This is a genomic window from Bradyrhizobium nivariense, assembly GCF_029846695.2.
Taxonomy (GTDB): domain Bacteria; phylum Pseudomonadota; class Alphaproteobacteria; order Rhizobiales; family Xanthobacteraceae; genus Bradyrhizobium.
The window spans coordinates 24,410-39,617 of record NZ_JARWCR020000080.1 but is presented as its reverse complement, the minus strand read 5'-3'; the positions used below and the strand labels follow the sequence as shown (position 1 = coordinate 39,617).

Genomic DNA, 15,208 nt, shown 5'->3' with positions numbered 1-15,208 from the left:
CCCCAGCCCTCCCCCGCAAGCGGGAGAGGGAGCGCAGCACCGCTGTTGATACAACTCGCACTCATCTTGAGCAGGACACACCCATGAAGCGCGCCTGGATGGATCGCGTTATCGATTCGATCGAATGGATCGCAGCGGCCTTCGTCGGCATCGTCGCGCTCGACATCTTCCTGTCGGTGCTGCTGCGCAACACCCTGAATTATGCGATCCCCGATAGTTTCGACATCGGCCGCATGCTGCTCGGCATCCTGATTTTCTGGGGCATCGCCGCGACCTCCTATCGCGGCACCCACATCACGGTCGACCTGGTCTGGGGCAATGTCGGGCCGCGCTACCAGCGCTGGATCGACGTGTTCGCAACACTCGTGCTGCTGTTCGTCGTCACGGTGCAGACCTGGACGCTGTTCGACAAGGTCCGCGGCACCTACAACGACAACGTCCAGACCTTCGACATGCACATGCCGACCTGGCCGTTCTTCGCGATCGCCTGGATCGGCGACGTCTCGGCCGTGCTGCTGATCGCGATCCGCACCTACCGGTTGATCTTCCATCCGGAAGAGATGCACGACCCCAAGCTGAAGGCGACGGAGTAATCATGAGCACCGATGCCGTCGCCGTTATCGGCTTCGTTTCCCTGTTCGCCCTGATGCTGCTGCGCGTGCCCGTCGGCATGGCCATGGGTCTCGTCGGCGTCTCCGGTTTCTCCTACCTCGTCGGCGGCACGCCGGCACTGAAACTGGTCGGCCAGACCTCGATGCGCACGGTGACCGACTACACGTTCGGTGTCATCCCGATGTTCCTGCTGATGGGCTCCTTCGTCAGCAATTCAGGCATGAGCCGGGAGCTGTTCCGCGCTGCCAACGGTTTTGTCGGGCATCTGCGCGGCGGGCTCGGCATCGCCACCGTCGGCGCCTGCGGCGGCTTTGCCGCGATCTGCGGCTCCTCGGTCGCCACCGCCGCGACCTTCTCCGCGGTCGCCTATCCCGAGATGCGCCGCTTCGGCTATCCGCAGTCCTTTGCCACCGGCGTGATCGCAGCCGGCGGCACGCTGGGCGCGATGCTGCCGCCCTCCACCGTGCTCGCGGTCTACGGCATCATCACCGAGCAGGACATTGGCAAGCTGTTCATCGCCGGCATCATCCCGGGCATCCTGGCGATGAGCATGTACATGATCACGATCTTCCTGATCGGCTATTTCCGGCCGGACTTTTTGCCCAAGGGCAAGGTGCTGCCGTGGCGCGAGCGCTTCGCCGGCCTGAAGGACATCTGGGCGCCGGTGCTGCTGTTCGTGTTCGTGATCGGCGGCCTCTACGGCCTGCCGTATTTGCCGCGGTTCACGCCGACGGAAGCCGGCGGCGTCGGCGCCGCCGGCGCCTTCATCATCGGCGTGCTGACGGGTCGGCTCGACCGCGAGAAGATTCTGGCGTCGCTGCTCCAGGCGACGCGCACGGCGGCCGCCGTGTTCACCGTGCTGATCGGCGCATTGATCTTCGGCTATTTCCTCACGGTGACGCAGACCCCGCAGAAGGTGACGGAATTCCTTACCGGCCTCGGTCTCGGCCCCTACGGCGTGCTGGCGCTGATCATGGTGATGTATCTCGTGCTCGGCTGCCTGATGGACGCCATGGCGATGATCATCCTCACCGTGCCGATCATCTTCCCCGTGATAACCCACCTTGGTTTTGATCCGATCTGGTTCGGCGTCATCATCGTGATGACCGTCGAGCTCGGCCTGATCCATCCGCCGGTCGGCATGAACGTCTTTGTCATCAAGAGCGTGGTGAAGGACGTCTCCTTCTCCACCATCTTCAAGGGCGTGATCCCGTTCGTGGCGACCGACCTCGTGCGCCTGGTGATCCTGATCGCCTTCCCGCTGCTGGCGACCTGGCTGCCGACCCGGATGATGGCGCATTGAGAGGCGAAGCGATGATCACACCGGCGCTCGAGACAAAATACGTCTTCACAATCACCGCACACATTGGCGACGTCGTCACCGCCGGCGAGACCGGCATCGGCGTTCGCCGCATCATCCCGATCATCGGCGGCGAGGTGACGGGCGCGGTCACCGGTCGCGTGTTGCCGTTCGGCGCCGACTTCCAGACTATCCGCCCGAATGAGCTGATCGATCTCGAGGCCAAGTACGCCTTCGAGACCGACGACGGCGCCATTGTCTATGTCGAGAACAAGGGCATGCGCTTCGGGCCGGTGGAGCTGTTGCAAAAGCTCAAGCGCGGCGAGCCGGTCGATCCAGAACTGATCTATTTCCGCACCATGCCGAAGTTCGAGACCGGGCATGAGAAGTACCGCTGGCTGATGGAGCACATCTTCGTCGGCTCAGCCGCGCGCCATGCGGATCGCGTCGTGATCGACGTGCATCAGGTGATGTGAAGGCGTCGCGCGCACCCAAGGGCCGGCTAGTCCATTGACATTGCGGCATCTGTAGCGTATACGCTACAGATGCCGACGATCAAGAGAACCGACGAATTCTCTGACTGGCTTAGAAACCTGCGAGACCGGAGAGCGAAGGCAAAAATCCTCGCCCGGATCGCTCGGCAATCCCGGAGACGTTGCTCCGGTCGGAGGCGGCATCAGCGAAATGAGAGTCCATGAGGGCGCCGGATACCGGATCTATTACGTTCCCCGAGGCGAGGAGATCATCGTTCTCCTTTGCGAGGGCGATAAAGGCTCTCAGCCAGGGGATATAGCGTTGGCAAAGAAGATCGCGAGCGAATTGGAGGTCTGAGCGATGGCAAAAGTGAAATCATTTGATGCTGCAGAGTACCTCGACAGCCCCGAGATGGTTGCGGCCTATCTCACCGAAGCCTTTGAATCCGACGATCCGTCCGCAATAACGATGGCAATCGGCGCCGTAGCCCGCTCTCAGGGCATGAGTGCCATTGCCGAAAAGGCCGGTTTATCCCGTGAGAACTTGTATCGCTCGCTTGGCGGCGACGCCAAACCCGAATTCGGCACCGTGATAAGAGTTCTCCATGCCATGGGTCTCAATCTTGTGGCGCAACCCCAAAGCGGAACGAAGGCGGCGTAGCGGCCGGATAGCATCGGCATCCGCAATATCCATCCTAACCTTGCGCATCGGGCATTCGGGTACGGGCTCTGCACCCGGACTGTCGTCTTTTTCCGGACTATGCATCGGCTTCCCCGCGGTCAGCCGTATTGACTCCCCCTGAATTCGTTATACAACATAACTATTCTGACAAGGACGCAAATGACACAGGGAAACGCCGAGACCGCTGGCGCGGGCGCCTCCGGGCTTTTGAGGATCGAGCGGGCGGACCGGGTTTTAACCGTCGGTCTGAACCGGCCGGCCAAGCGCAATGCGCTCAACGACGGCATCATCCTGGAAATCGGCGAGTGTTTTGCGTCCCTGCCCGAGGATATCGGCGCGGTCGTCATCCACGGCATCGGCGATCATTTCTCCAGCGGTCTCGACCTGTCCGAGCTGACCGACCATGACGCCACCGGCGGCCTGCTGCATTCGCAGATGTGGCACCGGGTGTTCGACCGCATCCAGTACAGCCGCGTGCCCGTGATCGCGGCGCTGAGGGGCGCCGTGATCGGCGGCGGGCTGGAGCTCGCCTGTGCCGCGCATATCCGCGTCGCCGAGCCCTCGACCTATTTCGCGCTGCCGGAGGGGCAGCGCGGTATCTTCGTCGGCGGCGGCGGCTCGGTGCGCCTGCCGCGGCTGATCGGCGTCGCCAGGATGATGGACATGATGCTGACCGGCCGCGTCTATTCCGCGACCGAAGGCACCTCCTACGGCTTTGCGCAATATGTCACGGAAGCCGGCAACGGCCTCGGCAAGGCGCTGGAGCTTGCGACCAAGGTCGCCTCCAACGCGCCGCTGACGAACTTCGCCGTGCTCCAGGCGCTGCCGATGATCGCGGAAGCCAATCCGCAGACCGGCCTGTTGATGGAATCGCTGATGGCGACGGTGGCGCAGAGCGACAAGGAAGCCAAGCGCAGGATCCGCGAGTTCCTCGAACACAAGACCGCAAAGGTGAAGCCGAAATCATGAGTGCGCAGCCGTCCTCTTCCAGCATGGAGCGCGGCGCGAGCACTTCCCCGCTGCGGCCCATTTCGTTCGGCGATCCCGTCGTCAATGTCGAGCGGCGCGACGACGGCACGATCTACCTGCGGCCGAAGCAGCCGCTCGGCGACTATCCGGTCCGCATCACCGACCGCCTGCATCATTGGGCGAAGACGACGCCGGACCGCGTCTTCATGGCCGAGCGCGAAGGCAGCCGCGGCTGGCGCAAGATCAGCTACGCCGAGCTGCTCGCCGCGAGCCGGCACATCGCCTCGGGCCTGATTGCGCACGGCCTGTCGGCGGAGCGGCCGGTCGTCATCCTCTCCGGCAATTCGATCGACCACGCATTGCTCGCGTTCGGCGCGCACTATGCCGGCATTCCGTTCTGCCCGGTGTCGCCGGCCTATTCGCTGGTGTCGAAGGATTACGGCAAGCTCTCTTACCTGATGAAGCTGCTGACGCCCGGCCTCGTCTTCGCCGAGGACGCCGACAAGTTCGCCGATGCGCTCGCCGCCAACGTCTCGCTCGGCACCGAGATCGCCGCGTCCTACGGCCACGTGCCGGGCCGCGACGTCACCTCGCTCGCCGACCTCATCGCGACGCCGATCCGCGGCGATCTGGACGAGGTCCACGGCAAGATCGGCCCCGACACCATCGCGAAATTCCTGCTGACCTCGGGCTCGACCGGCAATCCCAAGGCCGTCATCAACACCCAGCGCATGATCTGCGCCAACCAGGTCATGCTGCGCGAGACGCTCGCCTTTCTCAAGGACGAGCCGCCCGTCATCATCGACTGGCTGCCCTGGAATCACACCTTCGGCGGCAACCACAATATCGGGCTGACGCTCTACAATGGCGGCTCGATGTATCTGGACGCCGGCAAGCCGGTGCCCGGCGGCATCGAGGAGACCGTGCGCAATCTCCAGGAGATATCGCCGACGGTCTATTTCAACGTGCCCAAGGGCTATGAGGCGCTGCTGCCTTATCTGCGCGACGACCAGGGCCTGCGCGCAAAGTTCTTCGACCGGCTGCATGCAATGTTCTTCTCGGGCGCGGCAATGTCGCCCTTCGTCTGGAACAGCCTCGACGAGCTCGCGGTGAAGGAAAAAGGCTACCGCGTGCCGATGCTGACCGGCCTCGGCGCAACCGAGACCGCACCGTTCTTCATGTCGGTCAATCCGCGCACCAGCCGCTCCGGCCATGTCGGATTGCCGGTCTCAGGCAATGACGCCAAGCTGGTGCCGAACAACGGCAAGATGGAAGTTCGTTGCAAAGGGCCGAACGTGATGCCCGGCTACTGGCGCCAGCCCGACATCACCGCAAAATCGTTCGACGAAGAGGGCTTCTACAAGCTCGGCGATGCGCTCAAGCCCGTCGATCCCGATGATTTCAATGCCGGCTTCGATTTCGACGGCCGCATCGGTGAGGATTTCAAGCTCGGCAGCGGCACCTGGGTCAGCGTCGGCCCGTTGCGCGCGCGCTTCGTTGCGGCCTGCGCACCGCTGGTGCGCGACGTCGTCATCGCCGGCATCAACCGTGACGAGGTCTCCGCACTCGTCGTGCTCGATCTCGACGGCTGCCGGCTGATCAACCCGACGCTGCCGGCCGACGATCTCGTCGTCGCGACCCGCGACCGGCTGGTGCGCGAGGCTTTTCGCGAACGGCTGACCGCCTTTCTCGGCGCGGCCACCGGCTCCTCGACGCGGATCACGCGCGCGATCCTCATGGACACGCCGCTCTCGATCGACAAGGGCGAAGTCACCGACAAGGGCTCGATCAACCAGCGCGCGGTGCTCGAGCATCGCAGCCTCCTGATCGAGGAGCTCTACGCTGCCAATCCATCCGATCGTGTGATATCGGTCGGCTAAGAAATCATCGCACCAGGAGAACGCCATGTTGTTGAAGGATCAGGCAGCCATCGTCACCGGCGGCGCATCGGGACTGGGCGCGGCGACTGCGCGAAAGCTGGCGGCGCAGGGCGCCAAGGTCGCGGTGTGCGACCTCAACGCCAAGCTCGCCGAGAGTGTCGCCGCCGAGATCAAGGGCGTGGCCGTGGCTTGCGACGTCTCCGATGCCGCCTCCGCCGAAGCTGCGATCGCGCAGGCGACCAAGGCCCATGGACCCGCGCGCGTGCTGGTCAATTGCGCCGGCATCGGCGTTGCCAAGCGCGTGGTCGGCCGCGACGGTCCGATGGCGCTCGCCGATTTCGACAAGGTGATCAAGGTCAATCTGATCGGCACCTTCAACATGCTGCGCCTCGCCGCAACCGAGATGTCCAAGCTCGAGCCGCAGGCGACCGGCGAGCGCGGCGTCATCATCAACACGGCTTCCGTTGCCGCCTATGACGGCCAGATCGGGCAATCGGCCTATTCGGCCTCAAAAGGCGGCATCGTCGGCATGACGCTGCCGATCGCGCGCGAGCTGGCGCAGTTCGGCGTCCGCGTGCTGACCATCGCGCCCGGCCTGTTCCTGACTCCGCTGCTCGCGAACCTGCCGCAGGAAGCGCAGGATTCGCTCGCCGCCGCGATCCCGTTCCCGCGCCGGCTCGGCCACGCCGACGAGTTCGCCGCGCTCGCCCTGCACATGGTCGAGAATTCCTACCTGAACGGCGAAGTGGTGCGCCTCGACGGCTCGCTGCGCATGGCGCCGAAATAGGGCGCGACGCATGTTCGTGAACCGGCGCGACGTCCAGATTCAGTGGGGCGACTGCGACCCCGCCAACATCGTCTATTACCCGCGCTATTTCGCGATGTTCGACGATTCGACGTCGACCCTGTTCGAAGTCGCCGGGTTCTCCAAGCAGGACCTGGTCAAAAAATACGGCCTGGTGGGCATTCCCATGGTCGACACGCGCGCCAAGTTCTACATCCCCTCGACTTATGGCGACTGGATCACCATCGAAACGAAGATCGAGAGCATCAAGCGCTCGAGCTTCGAGGTGAAGCACAGCGTCTACAAGGGCGAGGCGCTGGCGATCGAGGGTTTTGAGACCCGTGTCCTGGTCGGCCGCGACCCCGTTAACCCCGACAAACTGAAATCGGCACCGTTCCCCGCGGAAATGGTAGCCAAATTCACGGGGGACTAGGTCTGGAGCTAAATCGCCACATCACCCAAAGAGGGGGCTGAATTACCCCCCGATTTCTGCTTTCAAAGAAACACATAAAGGGAGGAATAGATGAAACGCTTTTACCTGACCGCCGCCGTCACCGCGGCCGCGCTGGCGCTGCCGGCTCTGCCCGCGCTGGCCCAGACCACCGAGATCACCATCGGCATCACCACCACCACGACCGGCCCGGGCGCAGCGCTGGGCATTCCCGAGCGCAATGCGCTGGAGTTCGTGCCGAAGGAGATCGGCGGCGTACCGCTGAAGGTCATCGTGCTCGACGACGGCGGCGATCCCACCACCGCGACCACCAATGCCCGCCGCTTCGTGACCGAATCCAAGGCCGACATCATCATGGGCTCGGCGCTGACGCCGCCGACGATCGCGGTCTCCAACGTCGCCAACGAAGCCGGCATTCCGCATTTCGGCCTGGCGCCGTTCCCGATCACGCCGGAGCGCATGAAGTGGTCGGTGGCGATGCCGCAGCCGATCCCGATCGTGGGCAAGGTGCTGTACGATCACATGAAGGCCAAGGGCGTGAAGACCCTCGGTTACATCGGCTACTCCGATTCCTATGGCGACCTCTGGTTCAACGACCTGAAGGCGCAGGCCGTGCCGATGGGCATGACCATCGCCGACGAGGAGCGCTTCGCTCGCCCCGATACGTCGGTGACCGGACAGGTGCTGAAGCTTGTCGCCGCCAATCCCGACGCCATCCTGGTCGGCGCTTCCGGCACCGCGGCGGCACTGCCGCAGACTGAGCTCCGCGAGCGTGGCTATCAGGGCCTGATCTACCAGACCCATGGCGCCGCCAGCATGGACTTCATCCGCATCGCCGGCAAAGCGGCGGAAGGCGTGCTGATGGCTTCGGGCCCGGTGATGGACCCGGAAGATCAGCCGGACGAGGCCGCCACCAAGAAGCCGGGCCTCGCGCTCAACACGGCGTATGAAGGCAAGTACGGTCCGAACAGCCGCAGCCAGTTCGCCGGCCATTCCTACGACGCGTTCGAGATCCTGAAGCGCATCATCCCGACGGCGCTGAAAACCGCAAAACCCGGCACGCCGGAATTCCGCGAAGCAATCCGCCAGGCGCTGCTGTCCGAGAAGGAGCTGGCGGCGAGCCAGGGCGTCTACAATTTCACCGAAAAGGACCGCTACGGCCTCGACGAGCGCTCGCGCATCCTGCTCACGGTGAAGAACGGCAAGTACATGCTGGTGAAGTAAGCGCGCCGGCAGGATTGAGACGACGAGAGCCGGCCCCATGGGCCGGCTCTTTTGTTTTGGCTATATGAGCGAGGTGCACCGAGCCCGTGGATACACCGCGTTCCTACGCCGCCTGCCGCAGCGGGGTCCAGGCGAACTCCGGATAGTAATTGTCCATCATCCGGTCGACATAGGCGGTGAGGTTCGGAAATCCTTCAGCGCGACGGCGCAGTCCGGATTCGAAGAACGGCGTCAGGATCCCCGCAAGCGCGCCGAAGGCGGTGGCGTCGACGCCGCAGGGCTTGTTGCCCATCAGATAGGACTTGTCGCCGAGCTGCACCGAGAGCGCGAACAGCGAACGCACCGCGAGATCGACGTCGTCATCGGGCGCGTGGCGGCCGAGGCCGGAGAGCAGATAGTTCTCGGCGACGCGGAATTGCGCGTCCTCCCGCAACTTTTCGCGGTTATGCTCCGGTGCGCCGTCGAAGAAATGCGAGGGGCCCTTGGCGAAATTGACCGGATCGACCCAGCGCGCCCCGACCAGCGCCCAATAGACGTGATGCTCGATCATCCGCTCGAACGCCCACGCCTGCGCGCGCTCCGCAAGCGACAGGCCGGCGTCGAAATCGAAGCCGTAGCGGCGCTCGATATGGGCGCGGATGAAGGTGGAATCGGCCACCGCCTCGCCGCCATCGTCGATGAAAGGCAGCTGCCCCTTGGGCGACGCCGGCGGCATCGCCCGCTCCTTCCGGTAGGGCAATCCCGCCATCTTGAGCTGCACCTCCGTCTTGGTGACAAAGGGGCTGATTTCCGGCAGGCCGAAGCCGGTGCCAAAGCCGTAAAGCGTGATCATGAAGGCTCTCCTGAAACGACCGAAAGAGTTGAGGGAACTTAACCGCCGGCTGCTGCCACCATGGTGGCAGCAGCCGTGATATGTTCTGCGAAACGGGCCCCTCGCCAGGCGCGGGCCATGACATGACGGACCAGCGCGTCCGCAGCCTGGACCAACGAGCGAGCCATCACGGTCGCGAGCGCAAGGCGGAGGTCGACGACCATGAGATCAAGGGATACGAGGCGGCTGAACCCCCATGCATACCAAGCTCGGACTTGCAAAGGAGGGACCTGTAAAGACTGGCTCCGCCACAGCGCAGCAGCCGGGCCGAAATGGGTTGGAATGATCATGGACAAATCCTCTTCAGTCGACGTGTTGTCCCGGTATAGAACTCCCCTGCTGCCAACATCCTGTCAGCAGCCGCGCGCCGCCTTCTGAAAAAACCACCGACAAGAGACCAGTCATGAGACGCGCCGACCGGCTGTTTCAAATCATCCAGGTGCTGAGGCGCACGCGTAAACCGCTCACGGCGGACGCCATCGCGGCCGAGCTCGAGACCTCGAAGCGCACGATCTATCGCGATATCGCGACGCTGATCGGCCAGCGCGTGCCGATCCGCGGTGAAGCCGGCATGGGCTACATCCTGGAAAAGGGTTTTGACCTCCCGCCTTTGATGCTGACACCCGACGAGATCGAGGCGGCGGTGCTGGGTGCGCAATGGGTCGCCGGCCATGCCGATACCGCACTGGCGCGCGCCGCCGAAGACCTGATGGCCAAGATCGCCGACACCGTGCCCGAGCGCCTGCGCCCCTTCGTGCTGGAGCCGGCAAGCCGCGCACGGCCGAGCTGGAACAGGGAGCCGGACCGTCTGGACATGGTGCGCACGCGCACCCAGATCCATGAAGGCAAGAAGATCATGCTGCGCTATCGCGACGAGCAGGGCCGCGCCACCGAGCGCATGATCTGGCCGATTTCGGTCGGCTATCTCGAAGCCGTGCGCCTGCTCGCGGCCTGGTGCGAGCTACGCTGCGACTTCCGCAGCTTCCGCACCGACCGCGTGGTGGATGCGAGCTATCTCGACGAGAGATATCCGGAACGGCGCGACGTACTGCGCGCGAAATGGCGGCAGAGCCTGGTCTGGGGCCCGCCAAAGGACACGTGACGACGATGGACGAGAACTCCCCCACGGACCTGTCGAGCTGTTGCCAGAGTTGCGGCGCCTGCTGCGGCTATTCGGCGAACTGGCCGCGCTTCTCGATCGAGAGCGACGAGGAACTTGCCGCGATTCCCGAAACGCTGGTCAACGACCGCCAGTCCGGCATGCGCTGCGAAGGCGATCGTTGTTCGGCCTTGCAGGGGGAAATTGGAAAAGCGACCGCGTGTGGCATCTACGCAGTGCGGCCGGAAGTGTGCCGTACCTGCATGCCCGGTGACGCCGAATGCGCGATGGCGCGGCGAAAATTCGGGCTGCCGATTATCGCGAGCGCATGATCCGGACCCGAAGGGCCGCGTTAGCGCAAAGTGTGCAGGGGTTTTCCGTCAAGATCATGTGCCAGCAAATGAGGCTTAGGCTGGAACGGCTTCGCTGATCTCGTCGTCGATCTCGTCGTCCAGCGGTGCAAGCACCGAGAGCGGCTTGGTCGACAGCGTGATCGGCTTGCGGCCACCCGACAGCGACGGCGAGGATTTGGCCGCGCCCTCGCGCGACAGCGCGTAGAGCGTCGAGCCGACGCGGCCGCCGTTCTCGATCAGGTCGCGCTCGTTACAGCTGCCAGCGATCGCGACCGCCAGCGAGTGCAGATGGCTGCGCCGATAGCAGAACAGCGCCAGCCTGGCGCGCGCGTCTGGGGAAACACTCTCAACCAGCCTCGGCAGGCCGCTCTCGCTGGCGCGATACATCTCGCCAAGGAGTTCGTCGCGGACCGGGCAGAAATCGCTTTCAAAGGCGTCGCGGCTTGAAAACATTGCAGTTCTCCCTCGTGTGGGAAGATGCAGTGCAATTCTCTAATGAAAGGTTAACCACGCTGCCCGGTAGTCACCCGGGATCCTTGCGCCCTGACCGCGAGTCAAACGTGCCGAGCCGGGCCGAAATGGGAGGTGCAGATCCTTTGCGGCCATCCTTCGAGACGCCCGCCTTTGGCGGGCTCCTCAGGATGAGGTCTGTTTCTAGTGAAAGGATTCTAACCCCTCATGGTGAGGAGGCGCGAAGCGCCGTCTCGAACCATGCAGGCCGCGCAGCCGCTCCGGAGCGGCGCCCGCCTCAGTTCGCCGCCATGAAGATGGAGAGACCGAAGCCGGTCAAATGGTGCAGGGCCTGGTCGACACCGATCAAGGTCCAGAACCAGGGATGTGCAAGGTCGACACCGAAATTGGCCGAGACGAGGCCCTTGGCGCGGTCGATCGTGATGTGGATCGCGAAGTCGATCAACGCCACAAACCAGAATTTCGGCGCCACGATCAGGATCAGCGGCAGCGCAACCGCAAGGTGAATCAGGCAGTGCACCAGGAGCGGCAGGGCCCAGCCGTGCTTCTGGTCCTTGCCCTGCGCCATCCAGGCGGTCTGGAGGACGAAATCGGCGATGATGTGCTTGAAGGTGAGCAGCAACATCCAACCAATGAGCGCTTCGACCGGAACCGCCGATGACAGGGGTGGAAACGACAAGGCGCCCTCATTGACGTGACAAGAAGAATTGGAGCGTTCAGCGCAACCTCTTCCTGGACCGGTCAAATCGCCGGGACCTGCGATTTATGACATCTCCCGCGGCGGAATGCAGCCGGGGGGAACCGGAAAATCGCCAACTGTGGCTAACTGGTGATAGGAAGACCAATCGCCGCGCCCGAGCTGAGTAAGGTTACCTTCGGCTCGAAATTTGCATTCCGTGACGTGCGCGCTATCATTGTCGGTAGGGAATATCGTTCTTTTTTCAGACGTTTACGAATTACAGGGCGTCCGCAGCAATCACATCCGCGAGCCGCCCGCCACCGGAAGCATAAGGCCAGAGTGCTGCCATGAGTACTGAGGGCCCCACCTCATCGCCGATCGAGCCACCGCCCCGGCGCCCCAAGGTGATCAAGACCAATCAGCAGCAGGTCTTCCTCTACGTCGTGCTGACCCTGCTGTTGTCGCTTGCCACCGTCTGGGGCGGCCGCGCGCTGGTGCACAATTCGGAGACGCTGACCTTTGCCGTCGGCGCCTCCACCAGCGACGAGGCCCAGTTCGCGGCCAAGCTCGCCGCTGTCCTGCAGAACAACGCCTCGCGCTTCCGGATCAAGATCGTCAACAACGCCGACAACGCCAAGGCGATCGCCCAGTTCGATCGCAAGCAGGCCGACCTCGCGGTGCTGCGCACCGACGCCAAGGTGCCGCTGCGGGCACGCACGCTCGCGATCCTCGAGCACGATCTCGTGCTGCTGCTCGGGCCCGGCAACAAGAAGATCAAGTCGCTCGCGGAGCTGAAGAAGAAGAAGGTCGCCGTCCTCGCCGACAGCGAATCCTCGCTCGCCTTCGTCCGCGGCGTGCTCGACATTCCCGAGGGTCCGGACGCTGCGAAGATCCAGATGGCGCCGCAGGGCGCAACGCTTGACAAGTTGTTCGCGCCGGCAAACGGCTTTGGCGCGGTCATCGCCGTTGTCCACGCCTCGAAGGCGGTGCGGGACAAGGCCTATGAGCAGGCCGCCAGGCGCGGCGGCTTCACGCTGAACGCGATTGACGAGGCGAAGGCGCTGGCGCGCAAGATCCCCGGCATTTCCAGCGAGACGCTGACGGCGGGCACGCTGTCTGTATCGCCGGAAATTCCCGACGACGATCTCGACACCATCGGGCTCGAATGGTTGCTGGTCGCCCAATCCAGGATGTCGCCGACGACGGCCGGGGATCTCGCGCGCATCGTCTACGAGAACAAATCCGCGCTCGGGCTCGACAACGGCTTTGCCAGCAGAATTGAGCCCGCCTCGGTCGAGAAGGACGCCTTCGTGATGGCGCATCAAGGGGCTGCCGACTACATCAACGACGACACCAAGTCGTTCATGGATAAGTACAGCGACCTGATGTATCTGGGCGCGGCCGCGCTCAGCGTCATCGGCTCGATCTTCGCCGCGATCTACGCCAAGATCACCCGGGTCGCGCCGGAGAAGGCCAGTGAGCTCTCGACCGCCATCCTCGACATCGGCGAGCGGATCGAGCACGCCCATTCGCTGGACCAGCTCGAATGTCTCCAGGACGAGCTGGAAGGCATTTTGCGCGGCGCGGTCATAGGCTTGCGAGATGGCACGATCAGTACCGACGGGCTCGACACCTTCAAGCTCGGCTACGAATTCGTCCGCGACGAGATCGGCATGCGCCGCGACTACCTCAAGCGCCATGCCGGCGAGGGCGAGAAGGTCGCTCAGGACGTGGCCCCGCCCCAGCAGGACGAGAGCAATATCGTGGTGGTGAAGACAGCTCAGAGTGCCTGACCTATCGATTTGAAGTCCTGCGGCGGCAGCTTGCCGCTATTTCCGCGAGTCACCAGACCGAGCCGGGAACCGTCTCCGCTCCACAACCGTTGCCTCGCGGACACAACCGGAGACCGCGCATGCGTGCACTCCTCATCATCTTCCTGCTGGGAATGCTGGCGGGGGTTGGCTATTTCGCTTATTCCGCGATGACGGTCGAGGGCGAGCCGATCCCGACGGAAGGCTATGTGGCGCTGGCGCTGGGGGCCGGGTTTTCCGTTCTTGTCGGTGTCGGCTTGATGGTGCTGCTGTTCTTCAGCAGCCGTCGCGGCTACGACGAACCGCCGCATTTCAGGTAACGGCTCGCGGGCCGGTGGCCCGGCTCGTCGTTGACGGCCTCGGCCCGGGCAGGCACTTTGGCGCCGAGGTTCCAGCCGGGACCGCAAAAGACAAAACCGAGCCGCCTTCCCGCATGTCCAAGCCGCTGATCTCCGCTCTGGCCCAGTTCGCGGCCGCCACGGCCGGCCGCAACATGACCAGGGCGGCCTATGTGGCAGTCGGCGTCGGCGTGCTCGGCATGGTGCTGCTGACGGTCAACCCGGCCTATGAGACGGCGCATCGCTGGGTCGATGCCGTGCTTTGGACCTGCCTGGTCTACTTCGTGTTCGAATGGGTGGTCCGGCTGCGCCATATGGCGCGACAGGGGCGCCTTGCACTCTACATGTCCTCCTCCGCCGGGCTGGTCGATGCTGTCGGAGCTCTGGCCGTGCCGGCCGCGCTGATTCTCGGGATCGAGCCGAAGACGGCGTGGCTGCTCAGCGTGCTCTGGGTGTTGAAGGTGGTGCCGGGCATTCCCGGCCTGCGGCAGCTCCGCCGCGTGCTGGTGCTCGAATCAGGGCCGCTGGTCAGCGTGCTCGTGATCTTCCTGATGGTGGTCTTCCTGGCCTCGGTCGCCGAATATTTCCTGGAGCGGGACGTGCAGCCCCAGACCTTCGGCAGCGTGCCGGCCGCGCTGTGGTGGGCGGTGGCCACCTTGACCACGACCGGCTATGGCGACGTCGTGCCGGTGACGCCGCTGGGCCGCATGGTGGCGGCGCTGGTGATGATCTCGGGCCTCGGTGTGTTCGGCCTCTGGACCGGTATTTTGGCAACCGGCTTTGCCGCGGAGACCCGGCGCGACAATTTCCTCAAGACCTGGGAATCCGTCAGCAAGGTGCCGTTCTTCGCGGCGCTTGGACCGGCGGCCATCGCCGACGTCACCCACATGCTGCGGACCATGGAGCTGCCGGCGCGCACCATGATTATCCGCAAGGGCACGCAGGGCGACTGCATGTATTTCATCGCCGCCGGCGAGGTCGAGGTCGACCTGCCCGGCAAGAAGGTGCAGCTCGGCGACGGTGCCTTCTTCGGCGAGATGGCGCTACTCGGCAACAATTTGCGCGGCGCCAATGTCTCGACCACCAAGGTGTCGCGGCTTCTGGTGCTCGACCTCGTCGACTTTCGCGTGCTGATGGCGCGGCATCCGGATCTCGCCGAGACCATCGATGCGGAAGCAAAACGCCGCGCGCTCGAAAACAAATAAATGGAG

18 protein-coding genes and 1 pseudogene are annotated in these 15,208 nt (G+C 64.0%); 15 read left to right on the top strand and 4 right to left on the bottom strand.

The window, feature by feature from the left end:
- The first annotated feature begins 83 nt into the window (after window positions 1-83).
- The 10 genes and pseudogenes from QCM77_RS39200 (at window position 84) to QCM77_RS39155 (ending at window position 8,375) form a co-directional block, all read left to right on the top strand.
- Window positions 84-593 (top strand): TRAP transporter small permease, encoded by a 510-nt coding sequence (locus tag QCM77_RS39200; protein ID WP_279662397.1) that lies wholly within the window; start codon window positions 84-86, stop codon window positions 591-593.
- A gap of 2 nt (window positions 594-595) precedes the next feature.
- Window positions 596-1,915, top strand: a complete 1,320-nt coding sequence (locus tag QCM77_RS39195) for a TRAP transporter large permease (RefSeq protein ID WP_280096410.1) — start codon at window positions 596-598, stop codon at window positions 1,913-1,915.
- An 11-nt stretch (window positions 1,916-1,926) separates the two neighbouring features.
- Window positions 1,927-2,388, top strand: coding sequence for a DUF3237 domain-containing protein (locus QCM77_RS39190; protein ID WP_279662395.1), 462 nt, complete (start codon window positions 1,927-1,929; stop codon window positions 2,386-2,388).
- A 69-nt stretch (window positions 2,389-2,457) separates the two neighbouring features.
- A pseudogene (locus QCM77_RS39185) lies at window positions 2,458-2,743 on the top strand (type II toxin-antitoxin system RelE/ParE family toxin).
- A gap of 3 nt (window positions 2,744-2,746) precedes the next feature.
- Window positions 2,747-3,046, top strand: a complete 300-nt coding sequence (locus tag QCM77_RS39180; RefSeq protein ID WP_279662393.1) for an addiction module antidote protein — start codon at window positions 2,747-2,749, stop codon at window positions 3,044-3,046.
- 180 nt (window positions 3,047-3,226) lie between these two features.
- Window positions 3,227-4,036 carry a crotonase/enoyl-CoA hydratase family protein gene (locus QCM77_RS39175; protein WP_279662392.1) on the top strand — a complete coding sequence of 270 codons (810 nt, stop codon included), beginning with the start codon at window positions 3,227-3,229 and terminating at the stop codon, window positions 4,034-4,036.
- Window positions 4,033-5,916 carry a feruloyl-CoA synthase gene (locus tag QCM77_RS39170; protein WP_280096409.1) on the top strand — a complete coding sequence of 628 codons (1,884 nt, stop codon included), beginning with the start codon at window positions 4,033-4,035 and terminating at the stop codon, window positions 5,914-5,916. The genes QCM77_RS39175 and QCM77_RS39170 overlap by 4 nt, the downstream gene beginning before the upstream one ends.
- A gap of 25 nt (window positions 5,917-5,941) precedes the next feature.
- On the top strand, window positions 5,942-6,703 hold the full coding sequence (locus tag QCM77_RS39165) for an SDR family NAD(P)-dependent oxidoreductase (protein WP_280096408.1): 762 nt from the start codon (window positions 5,942-5,944) through the stop codon (window positions 6,701-6,703).
- Window positions 6,704-6,713: 10 nt separating this feature from the next.
- Window positions 6,714-7,133 carry an acyl-CoA thioesterase gene (locus QCM77_RS39160; protein ID WP_279662389.1) on the top strand — a complete coding sequence of 140 codons (420 nt, stop codon included), beginning with the start codon at window positions 6,714-6,716 and terminating at the stop codon, window positions 7,131-7,133.
- 90 nt (window positions 7,134-7,223) lie between these two features.
- The gene (locus QCM77_RS39155; RefSeq protein ID WP_279688062.1) at window positions 7,224-8,375 is read left to right on the top strand and encodes an ABC transporter substrate-binding protein; all 1,152 of its coding nucleotides are present in this window, start codon (window positions 7,224-7,226) and stop codon (window positions 8,373-8,375) included.
- Between the two features lie 103 nt (window positions 8,376-8,478).
- On the opposite strand, the gene QCM77_RS39150 is transcribed toward QCM77_RS39155, so the two are convergent.
- Window positions 8,479-9,207: a glutathione S-transferase family protein gene (locus QCM77_RS39150; RefSeq protein WP_279662387.1), complete on the bottom strand. Its 729-nt coding sequence runs from the start codon at window positions 9,205-9,207 to the stop codon at window positions 8,479-8,481.
- 38 nt (window positions 9,208-9,245) lie between these two features.
- Complete coding sequence (locus tag QCM77_RS39145) at window positions 9,246-9,536, bottom strand: hypothetical protein (RefSeq protein WP_280096407.1); 291 nt, start codon at window positions 9,534-9,536, stop codon at window positions 9,246-9,248.
- Window positions 9,537-9,649: 113 nt separating this feature from the next.
- Between QCM77_RS39145 and QCM77_RS39140 the strand changes: the two genes are divergently transcribed.
- Both QCM77_RS39140 and QCM77_RS39135 read left to right on the top strand, forming a co-directional pair.
- Window positions 9,650-10,348, top strand: coding sequence for a helix-turn-helix transcriptional regulator (locus tag QCM77_RS39140; protein WP_279662385.1), 699 nt, complete (start codon window positions 9,650-9,652; stop codon window positions 10,346-10,348).
- A gap of 5 nt (window positions 10,349-10,353) precedes the next feature.
- A complete protein-coding gene (locus tag QCM77_RS39135) occupies window positions 10,354-10,677 on the top strand; it encodes a YkgJ family cysteine cluster protein (RefSeq protein WP_279662574.1) in 324 nt (107 codons plus the stop codon).
- Between the two features lie 75 nt (window positions 10,678-10,752).
- Here the strand turns inward: QCM77_RS39135 and QCM77_RS39130 are convergent, their stop codons facing one another.
- Together QCM77_RS39130 and QCM77_RS39125 are read right to left on the bottom strand one after the other, a co-directional pair.
- Complete coding sequence (locus QCM77_RS39130) at window positions 10,753-11,151, bottom strand: hypothetical protein (protein WP_280096406.1); 399 nt, start codon at window positions 11,149-11,151, stop codon at window positions 10,753-10,755.
- A gap of 295 nt (window positions 11,152-11,446) precedes the next feature.
- Complete coding sequence (locus tag QCM77_RS39125; protein ID WP_279662573.1) at window positions 11,447-11,794, bottom strand: DUF3307 domain-containing protein; 348 nt, start codon at window positions 11,792-11,794, stop codon at window positions 11,447-11,449.
- A 401-nt stretch (window positions 11,795-12,195) separates the two neighbouring features.
- Here QCM77_RS39125 and QCM77_RS39120 point away from each other — a divergent pair, with 401 nt between their 5' ends.
- From QCM77_RS39120 to QCM77_RS39110, 3 genes are all read left to right on the top strand, one after another.
- On the top strand, window positions 12,196-13,641 hold the full coding sequence (locus tag QCM77_RS39120) for a TAXI family TRAP transporter solute-binding subunit (protein WP_280096405.1): 1,446 nt from the start codon (window positions 12,196-12,198) through the stop codon (window positions 13,639-13,641).
- A gap of 119 nt (window positions 13,642-13,760) precedes the next feature.
- A complete protein-coding gene (locus QCM77_RS39115) occupies window positions 13,761-13,979 on the top strand; it encodes a hypothetical protein (RefSeq protein WP_279668697.1) in 219 nt (72 codons plus the stop codon).
- A 113-nt stretch (window positions 13,980-14,092) separates the two neighbouring features.
- Window positions 14,093-15,202 carry a cyclic nucleotide-gated ion channel gene (locus tag QCM77_RS39110; RefSeq protein ID WP_279668698.1) on the top strand — a complete coding sequence of 370 codons (1,110 nt, stop codon included), beginning with the start codon at window positions 14,093-14,095 and terminating at the stop codon, window positions 15,200-15,202.
- The last annotated feature ends 6 nt before the right edge of the window (window positions 15,203-15,208 follow it).